Genomic DNA, 17413 nt, shown 5'->3' with positions numbered 1-17413 from the left:
AGATCATGGCTGGTTCAGCAGTTGTAGTAGAAGAAAATAACGAGAAATTGTGGCAGGGCGGAACAGAGCCCATGAAAGCCAGTTACGGAAAACTCATGATGTGGTTTTTCCTCCTTTCAGATGCATTTACGTTCTCCTCTCTTTTGGTGGCGTATGGATTGATTAGATATAGTCACCCAGCATTCGAAGGAGACTTGGCGAACTTCACTTTCTCACAAGAATATTGGCCGGTGCCAGACATGGTGTTTAATGGTTTTCCATTGATGCATGGTGTACATTGGCCTTTGGTGTTTGTTGGATTGATGACGTTTATTCTCATCATGAGTTCAGTGACTATGGTTTTGGCTGTAGAAGCGGGACAGAGAAACGACAGACAAGCGGTTGAAAAATGGATGCTGTGGACGATCGTAGGTGGATTAACTTTCTTGGGCTGTCAGGCTTGGGAATGGACTCACTTTATAGTAGGTACAGATGAAGGAGGTAAATTGTTAGACGGGTCTATATTTTATGGTGCCAACCTTTCAATGAACCAATATGGACCGCCGAACTTTGCGGCATTGTTCTTCTTTATCACTGGGTTTCATGGATTCCATGTATTCAGTGGTGTAGTGATCAACTTTATCATCTTCTACCAAACAGTAGTAGGTAAATTGGAAAAAAGAGGACACTACGAAATGGTAGAAAAAGTTGGACTGTACTGGCACTTTGTAGATTTAGTTTGGGTATTCGTATTTACCTTCTTCTACTTGATTTAAGAATTAAAAACATTTCATACAATGGAAATAGAAAATAAAGAGCAGGTGGTAATACCTGTAGATAAAGCGAAGATCAAGCACATATGGATGGTGACTTTGTATCTCTTTTTGATAACAGCCGGAGAATTTGCAATAGCTTTTACTCTAGATGCAAGTCCTATCAAAACAGTGATATTTATCTTTATGACAATCGTGAAGGCTTACTATATCATGTCCGAGTTTATGCACTTAGGTCATGAAACTAAAGGCTTGAAGTGGAGTATTATTGCGCCATTAGCCTTCGTAGTTTGGCTGATTGGAGCGTTGTTGATCCAAGGAGACGCCATATTTACCGCTATCTACGGCGGATAATTCGAAAAGAACTAGATGAAAATGCCGTTGTGAGACGGCATTTTTTTTTGCTAAAAATGAATAAGACAAAATCTATTTTACTTTTCCTGACGCTGATTTTTCCGGTGTTGATTTATTTGTTTTTACAAGGATTTGGAAAGAATGAGTTTGACATACCTGTTTACTATGAAGGAGGTATTACCGCGCCTCTAGGCGATTGTCCTCAGCTAACATCAAATCAACCATATCAACTGAATGGAGCAGATTTACAAGAAATTTTAAAAGGAAGTGAAAGTGCATCTCAAGTGGCTGTGTATGAATTGGGGAATAAGGATAATGAGCAATTGAGAAACAATCTTTATACTTTTCTGGAGAAGTATAAAGATAGAAGTGACATCAATTTGATATCTGTAAAACAACTGGATGATACCATTTTTTCATCCTCACGTTACCCATCCTGGAAAAGATTTAATCTCCCAGATAGCGATTTGATGCGCTTAGGAAAGTGTATATTACAACTGAATTTGAATGCTCAAATGAAAGCGGATAGTGGGCTGGTTCTGGTAGATGAAAATCGACGCATTAGGGGTTATTACGACCCATACGAACTAAAGGAAATCGACCGACTAAACACAGAATTATATATTCTTTTGAGCAAGCAAAACTCAAAACAACTTAATAAAGATGAAAGATAGTAAACTAGCATTGTTGGTAATTGTCCTGCTCTCGATTGCAGTGCCAGGATTAATTGGTGTATTTCTTTTTTCACCGTACAAAATTTCAGCAGATTATGTCTGGCTGAAGGATATTCCTGCGTTTAATGCCTTTGTCAATTCCATGACTGCGATCTTCCTATTAATGGGGAAAAGATATGCGAGACAAGGCGAAATCCTTTGGCACAAATTCTTCATGTCTTTTGCCTTAACATTGGGTATTATTTTCGTACTCGCTTATTCTATATATCATTCGACGAGTCCATCGGCGATTTTTGGTGATGCCAATTTGAATGGCATTCTTGAGCATGGAGAAGAAGTGAGAATCGGTAATTTGAGATACTTCTATTTGACAGTTTTGTTTTCTCATATTGGCATGTCATTCATTGTGATTCCATTTGTTCTATTTGCTTTTTATTATGCCATCGCTGGTGAAATCGAAAAGCATAAAAAGACAGTGAAATACACCTGGCCGATTTGGATGTTTGTATCAGTCACGGGAGTTTTAGTTTATTTTCTCGCAAGTCCATACTATCCTCTTTAATATTCGTAAAACCATTTGAATAGTAACCCAATCAAATGAAAAAGGCGGTCATTATCATCGGAATATTGTTTAGCACCGTAGCTGAATCTTTGGCACAATGCGCCATGTGTAAGACAACCATTGTGAACAATGTGAGTCATGGAGAGTTGAGTCTGGCAGAAGGATTGAATTTTGGAATCATGTACTTATTTGTCACCCCTTATTTAGCTATCATGGTCATTGGGTTTTTGTGGTATAGAAAAAGTAGAAGTCATGCAAAAAATAAGCTCAAGTGAAGCACTCCTGTCTTGTAAATGCCCTCGATGCAGAGAAGGCAATATGTTTAAGCACTCCTTGACGGAGAAATGGTTTAGTCTGGAAATGCATGATAAGTGCCCCAAATGTCAACAGACCTATGAGCCCGAACCAGGTTTTTATTTTGGAGCGATGTTCGTCAATTATGCATTCTCAGCGGCGATTACCTTGTCGACTGCTTTTGTTCTTTATCACTTCTTTAACAATCCAGATACTTGGGTGTATATGACCGTGGTGATGGGCTTTGTGGCTTTGCTTTGGCCTGTCATGTTTAAGTATTCCAGGTCAATATTTTTGCATCTTTTTGGCGGTATTAGATTCAATCCTAAATACGCTGATTAGGATTATTTTGTGTATTTTGATTGGCTGATTTAAAGTCAAAGATATTAATACAAAAAAGTACATATTTTCCGGAATTGTCTTATCTGCAGTTGCTTTTGCAGTCTTGGCTTATCTGATTGCCTTTTCTCGAATAAATGTAGAAGATGAGGCTGATAACATTGAACAGGCCATTGAAGGTATCTATTCGAAGTTTGATCAAGCTTATGCTGTGGCAGAAAATCAGATACCTTTTTTCAAGCCTATTCTTGGGGTAGACTTTTTGGTTTATAATCAGAAAGGAAAATTGGTGAGTTGGACGAATAATTTACTTATTCCGCCACTGGAAGAGTTTATTTTGGCTCGTTCGGAGCCATTGCTTTCTACCAGTCAAGGAGAATACTTGTTTAAGACTTTCGATCGTATCACAAATGAAGGAGCTTATAAGATAGTAGCTTTTGTGCCTATTAGAAGAGTTTTTGACTCGACGCTGAGGTCATTTCCTGATGAGTACAATCGAGAGGTAATCCCGAACAATATTGAAATTGGATATGGTCCAAATGCTATCCCGATTACCTATGGAGGCAAAGAGCTTTTTAGTGTACAATGGACGGGCAGATCTAATTACTCACCTCAGGCCAACTATCTGATTTTACTTACGATTCTTTTATTTTTCGCTGGTCTATTTGTATCGGCCTATTATCTGGCATTAAGGATTAAAGAAAGAAGAGGATTCGTATCTGGAGCGATTTTCTTGATGACCGCATTTATCGTCATCAGAGGTACAATGATCCTTACAGAGTTTCCGAGCGCCTATTTTAGATTAGGTGTTTTTGGCAGATCTACTTTTAGGTTTGAGTGGTTTTATTCTAGTCTCGGTGATGCGCTTCTTAATGTTGTGGCACTCAATCTTATTTTGGTTTATGTGCTTGCTCAAAAGGATAACTTTCGATCCTGGATCAGTGAAAAGTGGTCATACTCCATTTCTTATTTTACCATACTTCTAGGTTACTTCGCCTTTTATCTTTTCGCTGATACGGTTCAAATTGTCCTTGCTCATTCTCAAATTTCACTGGACATCACCGAGTCGCTACAGTTCTCAGTAGAAAGAGTCTTTGCCTATCTGCTGATTTCGCTATTCGCTATTCTGTATTTTTTGATCACTTATTTTGGCTTTGAGACCTTTCGGCATATAGACGGCAATCGTCGTCAGTTTTTGCTCCTTCATTTGGTGTGTCTAGTGGTTTCAGGTATTATACTTTTCAAATACGACAATATCGCCTTGGTGTTAATAGGCAATTTGGTCTATCAGGTAGTGGTTTTTCAATTTAAACTACCGGCCAACCTGAAGCGACTACGGTTTGATAGTTTGAATTATTTGATGCTTTCAGCGATTCTTTTGGCATTAGCTGGATCCATTCTGATTTATAGATCATTCGAAAAGAAAGAAACAGATAAGATCCGAAAATTTGCCACTTACTTACAGTTGGACCGGGATATTGATGGAGAATATCTACTCTCTAACTTAATGACTCAAATAAAGAATGATCTGGTCATCAACAGTAAAATGATTAATCCTCAAGCGCAAAGAGAGAGCATTGTCCAGCGAATTCGCCGAACCTATTTCAATACCTATTTTAATAATTATGAAATCGGCATTTCGTTGTTTGATGAAAAAGGCAATGCCATTTCAAGCAGACATGAAGGCAAAACCATTACGGATCTGAAGCGCAGGTATCAATCGCCGGCTTTTGCTACTAGCTATGAAGGCATCTACTATGATGGACGAATGGATTTACAAAAAAGAAAGAAGTTTGTCTGTTTTGTGGATTTGGAAAGATATGGTAATGTAACTGGCTATTTAGAAATCGAACTTCGATTGAAAAAATTCTCAGGCAAAAGAGTCCTTCCCCAATTGCTGGTAGATAGATCTCAGCGATCCTCAAGTGAATACGATTATGCTATTTATCAAGAAGGAAAAATGATTTACAAGTCTGGGGAGTTGGATTATGAATCAATTGTAGACAATGAAATACTGGAAGAACCACAGCTTTATCTTTCTGGTTTAGAGCAGGAAGGTTACTATCACTTAGGTTCAAAATCTGGTGCGAAGACCATTTTGATATCAAGTCCGGTTTATTCTAGTGTCAATATTGTTTCGAACTTCTCTTTTCTGTTTGCCCTGTTTCTTGGCGTGGCCAGTTTGATATTTCTTTTGAACTATTTGATCCTGCCTGGAAAAGTGGTTCAATTGAGTTTTTCTACAAAAATATTACTCTATTCCGGAGCTTCCTTTATCATTCCTTTGGTATTGGTAGGCGTGGCCGTGATGACCAGTACAGATGTTTCAAATAGAAAAGAAATAGACAAGTCCAATCTGAAGAAGGCTTTAGTGATGACCGAAGATGTGAATGATCACTTAAGTGCGTTCTATAAAAGACAGATTAACAAAGAACAGTTGGAAAACAATCTATCTGAGCTTGCCCATCATTCTGGCATGGATCTCAATTTGTATAGTCAAGATGGTCGCTTGCTTACCTCTAGTACACCGATGATTTTTGAATCCAATATAGTTTCAAAATATTTGGTGGCGGATGCTATGGATCGACTGATCTTAAGGGGAAAGGAAAGTTTGATTTTGGATGAATCGATTGGGAACTTTTTATACAAGACTTCTTATGCCTCTGTAATATCTCCAGAAACAGGAGAGCTGTTGGGTGTGCTCGCCGCTCCATATTTCGCTTCAAAAAATCACTTGACAAGGCAGCAATTGCAAGTCTTTGGTAATATCATAAATATATTCACCTTCGTTTTTATCCTGTCTATTTTAATCGCCTACTTTATTATATCAAAGCTTACCAAACCTATTGTCGCTATTGCGGATCGTTTGCATGATACTGGTTTCGTACAGGTGAACCAACCGATTGAATGGGAGACAGATGATGAGATTGGCACTTTGGTAAATGAATACAATAACATGCTGAGTAAATTGGAGAGCACCAAAGTAGAATTGGCAAGAAATGAAAAAGAAGCAGCCTGGCGGGAAATGGCTAAGCAAGTCGCTCATGAGATCAAAAACCCACTGACTCCAATGAAACTGACTATTCAGCATCTACATCGGATAATGGGGGGAAAGAAAGGAGACAAAAAATCCTTGGAGATTTTATTAAGTCAAATTGATACACTGGACGAAATTGTAACTTCCTTTAGCCATTTTGCCAAAATGCCGACTCCCGAAAGTGAGCCGTTTGACATTCGCCAAATACTAGAAAAATCAATTGACCTGCACGTCGATAAATCTATTGATAAGGAATTGGGCGAAGGAACGTTCATTATCATGGGGGACAAAAAACTATTCGGTCGAATATTTAACAATTTGATTCTGAATGCATTTCAATCCATGAAGAATGTAGATAAGCCTACTTTATCCGTTGCTTTGCATCAACAAAATGGCAAGGTAAAACTTGAGTTTAAAGATCGAGGAGAGGGTATTCCTTTGGACATTCAAGACAAGGTTTTTATTCCAAACTTTAGTACCAAAGAATCGGGTTCTGGTATTGGTTTGGCTGTGGCCAAAAGAGGAATAGAGCACGCTGGAGGAGATATTTGGTTCGAAACTGAAGAAGGCGTAGGCACCACCTTTTTTATTGAACTTCCACTATATCAAGCCTCATAGCCATGAATTTGGCATTATTTCATCATGCCATAGTTGGTACACGAAACATCGTTTTTTTGTTCGGGCTTTTATTATATACTCAAGTTGTGAGTGCTCAGTCCTCCCTGAGATGTACAACGATACCCGCAGGACAATCCTCCATTTCTCTTGTCGATAGTTTGGTGATTGATCCCTCATCTATTTCATTGAATCCTAATATTCCTTTTACCTATGATAGTGAGAACCATCAATTCACTACGGCTAGAGCTGTAGAATCTTTAGAAGTATGCTATCGTGTATTCCCGCTAAACAGAAAGAAGATATATGCGCATAAGTCGAAAGACCTCTACGATTCTACCGCTTCGTTTAAGGAACGGCCAACAATTAATAATTATGCTTATCGTAAGGAAGAGTTATTTGAAACGCCCGAAATTTATAAGACTGGTAGCCTGTCGCGCGGTGTTACATTTGGCAATTCACAAAGCTTAAATGTTAATTCTGTTTTTAATTTCCAGATGGACGGAAAACTATCTGATAATCTGAACATCCGTGCAGATATCACAGATCAGAACGTTCCTTTTCAGCCAGAAGGTAATACTCAGCAATTACGAGAATTCGACAATATCACTTTTGAAATATACAATGAGGACCTTTCTCTCAAGGCAGGTGATGTGGTCATTACCAATGGGAGTTCCAACTTCATGAGGCATTATAAAAATGTGCAAGGAGGGCAGTTTGATATAGCCTATGACTTAAATGAAAAGGTTAGTGCAAAGTCTAGTTTGACAGTCGCTGCTGCGAAGGGTCAATTTGCAGATGTTACTGTTCAGGCGATTGAAGGGCTTCAGGGACCTTATCAATTACCTGGCCCGGATGGGCAGCGGTTTGTGGTAGTACTGGCCAATTCTGAACAAGTGTATCTGGATGGTAAGCTGCTGACCAGAGGGTACAATCATGACTACATAATTGATTACAATTTGGGCGAAGTTACATTCAACCCGACCGTTCAAATTACGCAGTTTTCGCGAATACGGGTTACTTATGAATATTCGGATCAGAACTATAGCCGGTCAATTATCAATGCAAGACAAGAGATAAATACCGAGAAAAGTAACTTTCATGTGGAGTACTATAGAGAAAAGGATAATAAGAATAAGCCATTAGCCTTTTTGTTGTCTGATAGCGATAAAATGCAAATGAGCCAAGCGGGAGATAATCAATTGCCTGTTCCGATAGAAGGAGGGGATGAGGCTGAATTCAACCCAAATTTGGTTTTGTACGAAAGGCGAGATACGCTAGACCTTGATGGAAATGTCACGTCGGTATATGTGTATTCCAGAGATTCAACACAGCAGCTATATCGAGTGTCTTTTTCAAGTGTTGGGATAGGTAATGGAAATTACCAGCTATTAATCAATGACGTCAATGGAAGAGTATATGAATGGGTGTCTCCAATCTCAGGAGTAAGGCAAGGAGATTATGAAGCGGTTCGATTCGTGCCGGCGCCTAATTCCAGACAGCTCATTGTGATGGGTGCGGAGACTAAACTCACTAAGCATTTAACAACCTTTGGAGAGCTAGCATTTTCGGATCAAGACCTGAATCTTTATTCTTCTATAGGAAATGAGAACAACAAAGATGTGGCCTATAAACTTGGCTTAAGAGCCGTAGATGTGCCGCTATCTTCAATGCCAAAATCAACATTGTCAGCTGCTGTAGATTTTGAACATGATGGGGCTGATTTTCGACCGATTGATCGTTATCGGCCCATTGAATATGATAGGGATTGGAGCTATTCGCCACAATCGGATACTTTCAGAACAGCTGACAATATTTTAAATAGTTCGGTCATTTTGCATAGAGATTTTCAAAACCTTATTTCCGCTAGGTTTTCCATGCGCCAAAAGGAGTTTGCCATTGACGGATTTCAACATGAAATAGAAGCCAAGAAAAGCCTGAGTTCTTTAAAATGGTCAGCTGGCCACTTTTATCTGAAAAATGAAAACTTGCGAGAAAAATCTACTTGGCGAAGGTGGTACAGCGAGATTTTTATGGATAAGTTTTTCGTGGTTCCTGGGTATAAGATCGAACAAGATGAAAATGAAGTACGACTGGCTTCCAACGATTCCTTGTATCGAACAGCCATGAATTTTACCGCTCATCATTTCTACTTGCGAAGCAATGACTCATTAAAGATTAAATATCGACTGGATTATACGCTCAGAGAAGATCGAAGCGTTCAGAATGGGTTTTTATTACCATTTACTCGTTCAAAGACAGCTTCCGCGAATGCAGCCGCCAATGTGAATTCTTCCAATCATTTGGACTTAACCTTTACTTATCGTCAGGTAAACTACCAGGAAGCATTTAGTTGCCTCGAAGACGAAAATTCAATACTTGGACGACTCAATTGGCAAGGAGGGCTCTTGGATGGACATGTCCGAACTGACTTGTCCTATGCCACCTCGAGCAGCCGTGAAATTCTACGAGAATACATTTATGTAGAAGTAGCCGCAGGCGAGGGTACCCATACCTGGCGCGATCTGAACGGAGATGGCGTACAGGACTTGACAGAATTCTTTGAGGCGATCAATTTTGACGAACGAACTTATATCCGAGTATTTGTTCCTACTACTGATTTTGTGAATGCCTTCAATACGGTTTTCATTTTTTCTGTTAATACACAACTGCCGAGAAACTGGAAGAATAATGGTGGATTGGCAGAGGTACTAAGTAAGGTTTCCAATCGGTCAAGTGTGAACATCAATAAGAAAAACACCAATGACGACTTTGGGTCAAGATTTAACCCTTTCGATCTGGATATAGCCAATGCAGATCTCATATATGTACGTGATGCTTTACGAACCGTGTTTTTTTACAATCGTTCTGGACGAGGTTTTGGAGGAGATATTGGCTATCAGGTCAATCATTCAAAACAATTGATTTCTCGGGGCATTGAATCCAGGGCTAACAGAGAGTATACCCTAAACTTGAGATTCCATCTGAGTCAGGAAATGACGCTCACAGGAGGATACAAACAAGCGGAGAAGGAAAATGCCTCACAATTTCAGTCCAATCGAAATTACTTAATCAAAACAGAAGAATATTTACCAGGACTGATTTGGCAGCCTGCCAATAATCTTCGCTTTAGCACCTCCTATAGATTAGCTGTAAAAAACAATGTGCAGGTAGCAGATAACAAAGAGAATTCAACAATTCATGAAATTTTGTTTGAATCGAGATGGTCGAATGGAATTAAGAATGCCTTGAATGCCAGTTTTAGATTGTCTGATATTTCTTTCGAAGGAGATTTGAACAATGCCGCTTCATACGAATTGCTTGAAGCACTTCAGCCGGGTACGAACTATTCTTGGCAATTCAACTACAGTCAAAAGTTGATTTCAGGCTTGCAGATGAACTTGGGCTATGAAGGTAGAAAATCAGAAGATAGACCCACCATACACATGGGTAGAATGCAGGTAACTGCCCTGTTTTAAGCTAGAATTCAATTACGGTTAAACGCCAAATCAGCTATGTCTATCGAATTTATTCAGCACTTGGTATAATTAATTTTTATCTACTGAGTTAATTATAGTACTTCGAATAGTAAATAATTCAAACCTGTTATGATGTTACTTAGTTATCTCGTTAAAAAAGGGGACCAATTTTACTGGAAAGCGTTTAAGCTTATTGCAGCGTTGATAAGTTATTCTTCATTCTTGATGTTGCTTTGGTTCAACACCTGATCAACCCCGCTGTCTTTTTATATTTCGCATAAGGTTATTGGCAAAGATGAAATCCTGGAGTTCTTTAACTTCACAGTCGAATATAGATTCATTGTTGCCCTCCCATAGTTTCTGGCCTTGGTAGATAAAACTTACTTTGTCACCAATCTCCATGACTGAATTCATATCATGGGTGACAACAACTGTCGTGATGTTGAGTTCCTCAGTGATTTCTTTAATTAGATTATCAATCGTAATCGAGGTCTGTGGATCTAAGCCAGAGTTGGGCTCATCACAAAACAAGTATTTGGAGTGGTTGACGATGGCTCTTGCAATACCTACTCGCTTCTTCATACCACCACTTATTTCAGATGGCATTTTAGTATTTACGTTGACCAGTTCCACTCTTTCCAGACAGTGATTCACTCGGTCTAGTTTTTCTTCTTTCCCCAGGTCAGTCAATACATTGAGTGGAAACATTACGTTTTCTTCAACGGTCATGGAGTCGAAAAGTGCGCCGCCTTGAAAAAGCATCCCAATCTCTCTTCTAATTTCTGTCTTTAGATTTTTACCTGCATTCGTAAAATCTCGTCCATCAAAAAGCACTTGCCCTTGATCTGGTTGAATCAACCCAACAATATTCTTTAGTAGGACACTTTTTCCAGTACCACTCGCACCAATAATGAGATTAGTTTTTCCTTGATCAAATTTGATGCTGATATCTTTGATGACCTCTTTGCCATTGAATGACTTGCTAATGTTTTGTGCTTCTATCATCCTTATAGCAAAAGTTTAGTAAGCAAAAAGTCAGCGGTAAGAATTCCAATACAGCTGTTGGTTACGGCGGCTGTACTGGCTTGTCCGACTTCCAAAGCGCCACCACTGGTGAAGTATCCTTTGTAGGCTGAAATAGCAGCCACCACTAGGGCAAAAGTGAATGATTTGGTCAAGGCAAAAGTTACATTGTAGGGTACAAACTCATAACGAATACCATAGATGTATTCATAGCCGGTGAGTGTGCCTGTTAAGGTACCAGCCAAATAGCCTCCCAGAATACAAAGGAAAGCAGAGAGAATCACTAGCATGGGATACATCAAAAAAGACGCAATGATTTTTGGTAGTACCAGGTAGGAAGCAGAATTGATTCCCATGACCTCTAAAGCATCGATCTGCTCTGATATTCTCATGGTGCCAAGTTCTCCGGCAATGTTGGACCCCACTTTGCCCGCATAGACAATCGCCATTACTGTTGGAGCAAGCTCTAGTATGGTCATGTCTCTTACGACAAGGGAAATCACATAACTAGGTATAAAAGGACTCACGAGGTTATAAGCTGTTTGCAGCGTTGTAACAGCTCCAATGAAAATTGAAACGATGGAAACAATGAAAATAGAATTGATCCCAATTTTCATACATTCATCTATGGTCAACCGTACGTAAGTGAGAAAACTCTCCCGTCTTACAAACATGGATCCGATAAATAATATAAAGCGTCCTAGGCTAGCCATTCAGTTTTTCAATTTCGCCACCAAAATAACAATTTTCGACTACCTCTCAGAATTTAAAATCACTTTACCGACAATTATTTTTGTAAACCTTTAATTTGCCCCTGACATAAAAAGAAATGCTATGAACAAGACGATTGTCGTATCTGGAGGAACCAAAGGAATAGGACGTGCTATAATAGAAAAATTCGGATCTGAAGGTTTTGATGTAGTGACCTGTGCTCGAAACCAAGAAGATCTGAATGAGTTAGTCGAGGCCATGAGTCACGTAAAGGTTTTTGCCATGAAAGCAGACCTTTCCAATGCGGATGATGTTAAGAGGTTTGTTGCTTTTGTTAAGGAGTCAGTAAAGAAGGTAGATGTATTAGTCAATAACACGGGCACTTTTATTCCCGGTGAGATTCACAACGAAGCAGAGGGTTCGCTCGAACTGATGATCAATACCAACTTGTATAGTGCTTATCATTTGTCACGTGGAATAATTCCTCAGATGATGGAGAATAAAAGCGGAGATATTTTCAACATCTGTTCTGTCGCTGGATTAAAAGCCTATCCAAATGGTGGTTCATATAGCATTTCAAAATTTGCTATGCACGGCATGTCTTTAGGGTTAAGAGAAGAATTAAAACCACGTGGCATACGTGTAACAGCGGTGCACCCTGGAGCTACGCTGACCGCTAGTTGGGAGGGAGTGGACTTGCCTGAAGATCGATTTATCAAGTCTTCTGATGTGGCAGATGCTATATGGTCCGCTCATCAGCTGTCTAAGAATTCTGTAGTGGAAGAATTAGTCATTCGCCCACAGCTGGGAGACATTTAATAATTTTGGGCCTAAAATCAATTTCGGAACAAAAATTCAGTTTTTGAAAATTTCGATGAAATCCGTTGTCTGATCCCGATGGATATCGGGTGAGTTTGGATTTCAATACCAGGGCTACTGAATTTTAGAAATTAATTTTAAGTCTTGATTTTTTTGATTCGTTTTTTCATCAAGGAAAAAATGAATGAAATTGAACCAGAATATGAAAGATTGATAATTAGTTATTTATAACCATTTCATCCATCTCCTCACTATTTTTGCACTATGTCTGATTCACATAAATACTGTCCTTCGCTAACTCAATATGAGCGAAGAAAAACCATAGAAGTTAATATTGGAGGTGTGCCATTAGGTGCAGAAAATCCGATCCGTGTACAATCTATGACCACAGTGGATACGATGGATACAGAAGGATCTATCGAGCAGTCCATTCGCATGGTAGAGTCTGGATGTGAATATGTAAGAATCACAGCCCCTAGTATCAAAGAAGCGCAAAACCTCGAAGAAATTAGAAAAGGCCTAAGAGCGAAAGGCTATGAAGTACCTTTAGTGGCAGATATTCATTTCACCCCTAATGCTGCAGAGTTGGCAGCCAAAATTGTCGAAAAAGTCCGAGTGAATCCGGGCAACTATGCAGACAAAAAGAAATTTGAAGAACTGGCCTATACCGACGAAACCTATGGGCTAGAACTGAAGAGAATAAGAGAGAAGTTCGAACCTCTAGTCAAACTTTGCAAGGAGCATGGTACAGCTATACGGATAGGTACCAATCATGGCTCGCTATCGGATCGAATTATGGGTCGGTTTGGGGATACGCCATTAGGTATGGTAGAGTCAGCTTTGGAGTTTCTTCGCATCTGCGAAGACCTGGAGTATTACGATATTGTCATTTCTATGAAGGCGAGTAATACGCGTGTCATGGTTCAAGCCTATCGCTTATTAGTACACAAGTTGGAGGAAGAAGGTTTAAGGCCTTATCCGCTGCATTTAGGTGTGACTGAAGCCGGAGACGGAGAAGATGGTAGGATAAAGTCTGCAGTAGGTATTGGTGCCTTGTTGGAAGACGGACTGGGAGATACCGTTCGGGTGTCACTGACGGAAGAACCAGAGTTTGAAGCTCCAGTGGCTCAGAAGCTGGTAAGCCGATATGCCAACAGACCTGGGCATTCAGCGATTGCTTCTTTGGATGAAAGTCCCGTAAATCCTTTTGTTTATGAAAGGCGAGTGACCCAAGAAGTATTAAACATTGGTGATCACAACGTGCCGCGTGTGATAGCTGATTTTAGTAAAAAAGGAAGCATTGAAGTCAAAGACCTGAAAGAAATAGGGCACTTCTACCTGCCAGAGCCAGACAAATGGAGAATGAACGATACAGGTGCAGATTATCTGTATTCGGGCAGTCATCCGGTCGATTTTATGCTGCCGAACGGGTTGCAGGAAATTATCGATTTTTCTGTATGGAAGAACTTAGAAGATCAGGATAAGAAGTATCCATTAGTTCAGCTCAAAGAACTCAGTGAAGTCGAGAAAAGTCAATTAACATTTGTAGCAGTGGAGTCCGATGAGCTGGAAAGTATTGATCAACTCAAGGGTATTGATAATGCCATCATTCTATTGCACACCAACAATACCCATGCGATGGCTTCGCTTCGTCGATTCATATTTGAATTAATTACTAAAGAAATAAACTTGCCCGTAATCATCAATTGGCATCAGGAGATTTCCGACAAGGAAGATTTTCAGTTGGCTTCGGCCACCGATATAGGTGGGTTGTTGATCGATGGGCTGGGAGATGGGGTGATACTGGCTGGCAATGGCAACAAAAAAGTGGAGAATGATACAGCTTTTGGAATCCTACAGGCAGCCAGAACTCGTATGACTAAGACGGAGTATATTTCTTGTCCGTCGTGTGGTAGAACGCTATTCGACTTGCAGGAAACCACAGCTATGATCAGAAAAAGAACAGATCACCTCAAAGGTGTGAAAATTGGAATTATGGGCTGTATTGTGAATGGCCCAGGTGAAATGGCTGATGCCGATTATGGATATGTTGGGTCGGGCAAAGACAAGATCACTTTGTACCGTGGACAAGAAGTAGTAAAGCGAGCTGTGCATTCTGACTATGCCGTAGATGAGTTGATTCAAATTATTAAAGACGATGGCAACTGGGTAGAACCTGAGGCTATGGAAGCAATCCTAAACTGATGGAAGAAAAGAAAGAAAAAGGCGGTTTGAAGGAATTTTTCTCCTTGGGAGAAGTGTTTGGTTACTTCTTCAGAAAAGAAGACCCTAATCAGAAAAAAGACCTCAACCTCCGTATGATGCATGGCATCAACAAATTTGCCATTATTGCGTTTCTCTTGGGTATGATTTATTTCATCATCAAGAAAACCTTATTGCAATAATGATCAATGTAGAATCCTACAGAGAATACTGTCTATCCAAACCTGGCGTAACGGAAAGTTGCCCTTTTGGTCCGGATACTTTGGTTTTCAAAGTGATGGACAAAATGTTTGCGCTCACTTCACTGGTTACCTTCGAATTTATCAATCTCAAATGTGATCCTGAGCGAGCACAAGAACTTCGTGATCAGTATGAGGCCATTCGTCCGGGTTATCACATGAATAAGCAACACTGGAATTCAGTTTATGTAGATGGTACTTTGTCAGATCAGCTCATCTACGAATTGATTGATCATTCTTACGAACTTATCGTGGATAGCTTGCCTAAGAAGTTGAAGATAGAGCTGGAGGAGATACGTAACGCTCAAGAGTAGCTATTTTTTGTTGAGGCACTTTTTCTTCCCTAACTCACTGCACTACTTCACTTTCAGATACCCACCTCTCCCTAAATCCGGCTTTTATAAATTTATGGAAGTGTCGTATTTGGCTTTATCAATATCGATAAAATCAAATACTCACACTTATGAAAACCAAGATAAAAACATTGACCTTAGGATTGGCTGGGTGCCTGCTCTTGTCTCTTACTCCAGGATTTAGATCCTCTAATAAAAACCCGATGGATCACAATCACATCAAAGTATGTGGTGCCAAAGGGTGTACATTCAAGACCATATTTGGAGAGGAGTCTTCCGAGGGGCATAGCCATTTCAAAGACGTGGCGAAAGTCAAACATTCCGTCAATACTGGATTGAACTATTTGGCCTCAGCCCAACAGAGAAATGGTGGGTGGGGTGCCGGGAGCCACAGCTATCAGCACGTTCGGGATGCTCATGCAGTCAGCACGGATCCGGCAACTACCGCTATGGTAGGTATGGCTATGCTAAGAACAAACAGTACACTGCAGAAAGGAGAATACGCTGTTGCATTGGCGAAAGCCACGGAATATCTACTAAATGCAGTAGAGCATACACCTAAAGATAGATTGAAGATTACTGAATTGACCGGTACGCAGATTCAGGTAAAACTAGGAGAGAACATTGATGCAGTGTTGGCTGCTCAGTTCTTTAATAACTTATTGGAGTTAGAAGATCTGCCTGCTAAAACCGAAGATCGAGTAAGAGCTGCATTGGCAAATTGTGTGTCTCGAATACAAACGAATCAAAACGAAGATGGAAGTCTGAAAGGAGACGGTTGGGCCGGTGTGTTGCAATCCTCTTATGCCAATCAGGCTGTAGAGGCTGCTCAGGCCAATGATATTAAAATCGACGAGATGGCACTCGAAAGATCCAGAGAATTTCAAAAAGGAAACTATGACGCTGGTTCTGGTAAAGTCAATACGGAAAAAGGAGCGGGTATCATGCTCTATGCTGTATCAGGCTCTTTGCGAGCCAGTGCTAAAGAAGCCAAGAAAGCCAAAGACATGATCGAAGAGGCTAAGCGTAAAGGAGAAATCGATGAGGATGCGGAGTTGTCGGAAGAGCTATTGGAGCAGATTGGGCTGAGCGAAGAAGAGTCTTCAAGACTGACTACGAGTTTCAATGTTTACAATTCAGCCAAAGACAAGGCGCAAGAGGATGAGGTATTGAATGGATTTGGGAATAATGGTGGGGAGGAGTTTTTGAGCTTCTTGCAAACTGGGGAATCTATGGTGATCGCTGGAGGCGATGAATGGACGCAATGGTTTGATAATACCGCCGGACGCATTGTCCGCATTCAAAATGCGGATGGAAGCTGGAGTGGGCACCATTGTATCACCAGTCCGGTATTTTGCACAGCGACTTGCTTGTTGATATTGTCGATAGACCAAGACATCGCTAGACTTCAGAAACTGGGAGATTCGTAAAGAAAACATTGAGGTGGTGGTGCTAAAACTTCAGAATGGCCTTGGCTCATTCTGGAGTTTCAGTATTTTTAAAGTTCGGTAATTCGTAAAAAATTATTGATTAACTTAGACTCAAACCAGTAGAATGATATGAAGATGACAGTACTTTACGTAGATGATGAATCTATTCCTAGAATCATATTCGATAAAATATTTGGCTCGAAATACACCACATTAATGGCCGAATCCGGGCCGGATGCCCTGGAGAAATTAGCAGCACTTGAGGATGACCTGACGGTAGTGATTACAGACATGAGGATGCCTGGTATGGATGGTGTGGATTTCTTGACTGAAGCACATAAAAAATACAATAACCTAGCTTGCTTCATTCTGACCTCTATGAGCGAAGACGATAAGGTTAATCAAGGGGTTGCTGACAACTTGATAGAAAAGGTTTTCCAAAAGCCGCTCAACGCTTCTGAAGTGGAGGCCGCTATTGAAGAGGTGGTGAGTAGAGTTGTTTAAGAATT

Annotated in this window: 16 protein-coding genes; 14 read left to right on the top strand and 2 right to left on the bottom strand. The window is 40.1% G+C overall.

Annotated features, from left to right (window positions below; all coding sequences use genetic code 11):
- The first annotated feature begins 5 nt into the window (after positions 1-5).
- The 8 genes from R8N23_RS18225 (at position 6) to R8N23_RS18190 (ending at position 10106) form a co-directional block, all read left to right on the top strand.
- Positions 6-755, top strand: coding sequence for a cytochrome c oxidase subunit 3 (locus R8N23_RS18225; RefSeq protein WP_318173036.1), 750 nt, complete (start codon positions 6-8; stop codon positions 753-755).
- A gap of 21 nt (positions 756-776) precedes the next feature.
- Positions 777-1106 carry a cytochrome C oxidase subunit IV family protein gene (locus R8N23_RS18220; protein WP_318173035.1) on the top strand — a complete coding sequence of 110 codons (330 nt, stop codon included), beginning with the start codon at positions 777-779 and terminating at the stop codon, positions 1104-1106.
- 56 nt (positions 1107-1162) lie between these two features.
- A complete protein-coding gene (locus R8N23_RS18215) occupies positions 1163-1780 on the top strand; it encodes a hypothetical protein (protein WP_318173034.1) in 618 nt (205 codons plus the stop codon).
- On the top strand, positions 1770-2342 hold the full coding sequence (locus R8N23_RS18210) for a DUF420 domain-containing protein (protein ID WP_318173033.1): 573 nt from the start codon (positions 1770-1772) through the stop codon (positions 2340-2342). Before R8N23_RS18215 ends, R8N23_RS18210 begins: the two co-directional genes overlap by 11 nt.
- A 35-nt stretch (positions 2343-2377) precedes the next feature.
- Positions 2378-2617, top strand: coding sequence for a hypothetical protein (locus tag R8N23_RS18205; RefSeq protein ID WP_318173032.1), 240 nt, complete (start codon positions 2378-2380; stop codon positions 2615-2617).
- A complete protein-coding gene (locus R8N23_RS18200; protein WP_318173031.1) occupies positions 2595-2978 on the top strand; it encodes a DUF983 domain-containing protein in 384 nt (127 codons plus the stop codon). Before R8N23_RS18205 ends, R8N23_RS18200 begins: the two co-directional genes overlap by 23 nt.
- Before the next feature lie 103 nt (positions 2979-3081).
- Complete coding sequence (locus tag R8N23_RS18195; protein ID WP_318173030.1) at positions 3082-6630, top strand: HAMP domain-containing sensor histidine kinase; 3549 nt, start codon at positions 3082-3084, stop codon at positions 6628-6630.
- Between the two features lie 2 nt (positions 6631-6632).
- The gene (locus tag R8N23_RS18190; RefSeq protein ID WP_318173029.1) at positions 6633-10106 is read left to right on the top strand and encodes a hypothetical protein; all 3474 of its coding nucleotides are present in this window, start codon (positions 6633-6635) and stop codon (positions 10104-10106) included.
- Between the two features lie 249 nt (positions 10107-10355).
- Here the strand turns inward: R8N23_RS18190 and R8N23_RS18185 are convergent, their stop codons facing one another.
- Entirely contained in the window at positions 10356-11111 is a 756-nt protein-coding gene (locus R8N23_RS18185) for an ABC transporter ATP-binding protein (RefSeq protein ID WP_318173028.1), read from the bottom strand.
- 2 nt (positions 11112-11113) lie between these two features.
- Positions 11114-11842 carry an ABC transporter permease gene (locus R8N23_RS18180; protein ID WP_318173027.1) on the bottom strand — a complete coding sequence of 243 codons (729 nt, stop codon included), beginning with the start codon at positions 11840-11842 and terminating at the stop codon, positions 11114-11116.
- A gap of 121 nt (positions 11843-11963) precedes the next feature.
- Between R8N23_RS18180 and R8N23_RS18175 the strand changes: the two genes are divergently transcribed.
- From R8N23_RS18175 to R8N23_RS18150, 6 genes are all read left to right on the top strand, one after another.
- The gene (locus R8N23_RS18175) at positions 11964-12659 is read left to right on the top strand and encodes an SDR family oxidoreductase (RefSeq protein WP_318173026.1); all 696 of its coding nucleotides are present in this window, start codon (positions 11964-11966) and stop codon (positions 12657-12659) included.
- Positions 12660-12923: 264 nt separating this feature from the next.
- On the top strand, positions 12924-14864 hold the full coding sequence (gene ispG / locus R8N23_RS18170) for a (E)-4-hydroxy-3-methylbut-2-enyl-diphosphate synthase (protein WP_318173025.1): 1941 nt from the start codon (positions 12924-12926) through the stop codon (positions 14862-14864).
- Positions 14864-15064, top strand: coding sequence for a DUF6728 family protein (locus tag R8N23_RS18165; RefSeq protein WP_318173024.1), 201 nt, complete (start codon positions 14864-14866; stop codon positions 15062-15064). Before ispG ends, R8N23_RS18165 begins: the two co-directional genes overlap by 1 nt.
- Before the next feature lie 2 nt (positions 15065-15066).
- Positions 15067-15435: an MmcQ/YjbR family DNA-binding protein gene (locus R8N23_RS18160; RefSeq protein WP_412071669.1), complete on the top strand. Its 369-nt coding sequence runs from the start codon at positions 15067-15069 to the stop codon at positions 15433-15435.
- A 149-nt stretch (positions 15436-15584) separates the two neighbouring features.
- Positions 15585-16904, top strand: coding sequence for a hypothetical protein (locus R8N23_RS18155; protein ID WP_318173022.1), 1320 nt, complete (start codon positions 15585-15587; stop codon positions 16902-16904).
- A gap of 135 nt (positions 16905-17039) precedes the next feature.
- Entirely contained in the window at positions 17040-17408 is a 369-nt protein-coding gene (locus tag R8N23_RS18150) for a response regulator (protein WP_318173021.1), read from the top strand.
- Positions 17409-17413: the final 5 nt, after the last annotated feature.

Origin of the sequence: Reichenbachiella sp. (assembly GCF_033344935.1) — a bacterium.
In the GTDB taxonomy this organism is placed as follows: Bacteria; Bacteroidota; Bacteroidia; order Cytophagales; family Cyclobacteriaceae; genus Reichenbachiella.
The sequence above is the reverse complement of the archived record's forward strand: the minus strand, read 5'-3'. Positions and strand labels throughout refer to the sequence as shown.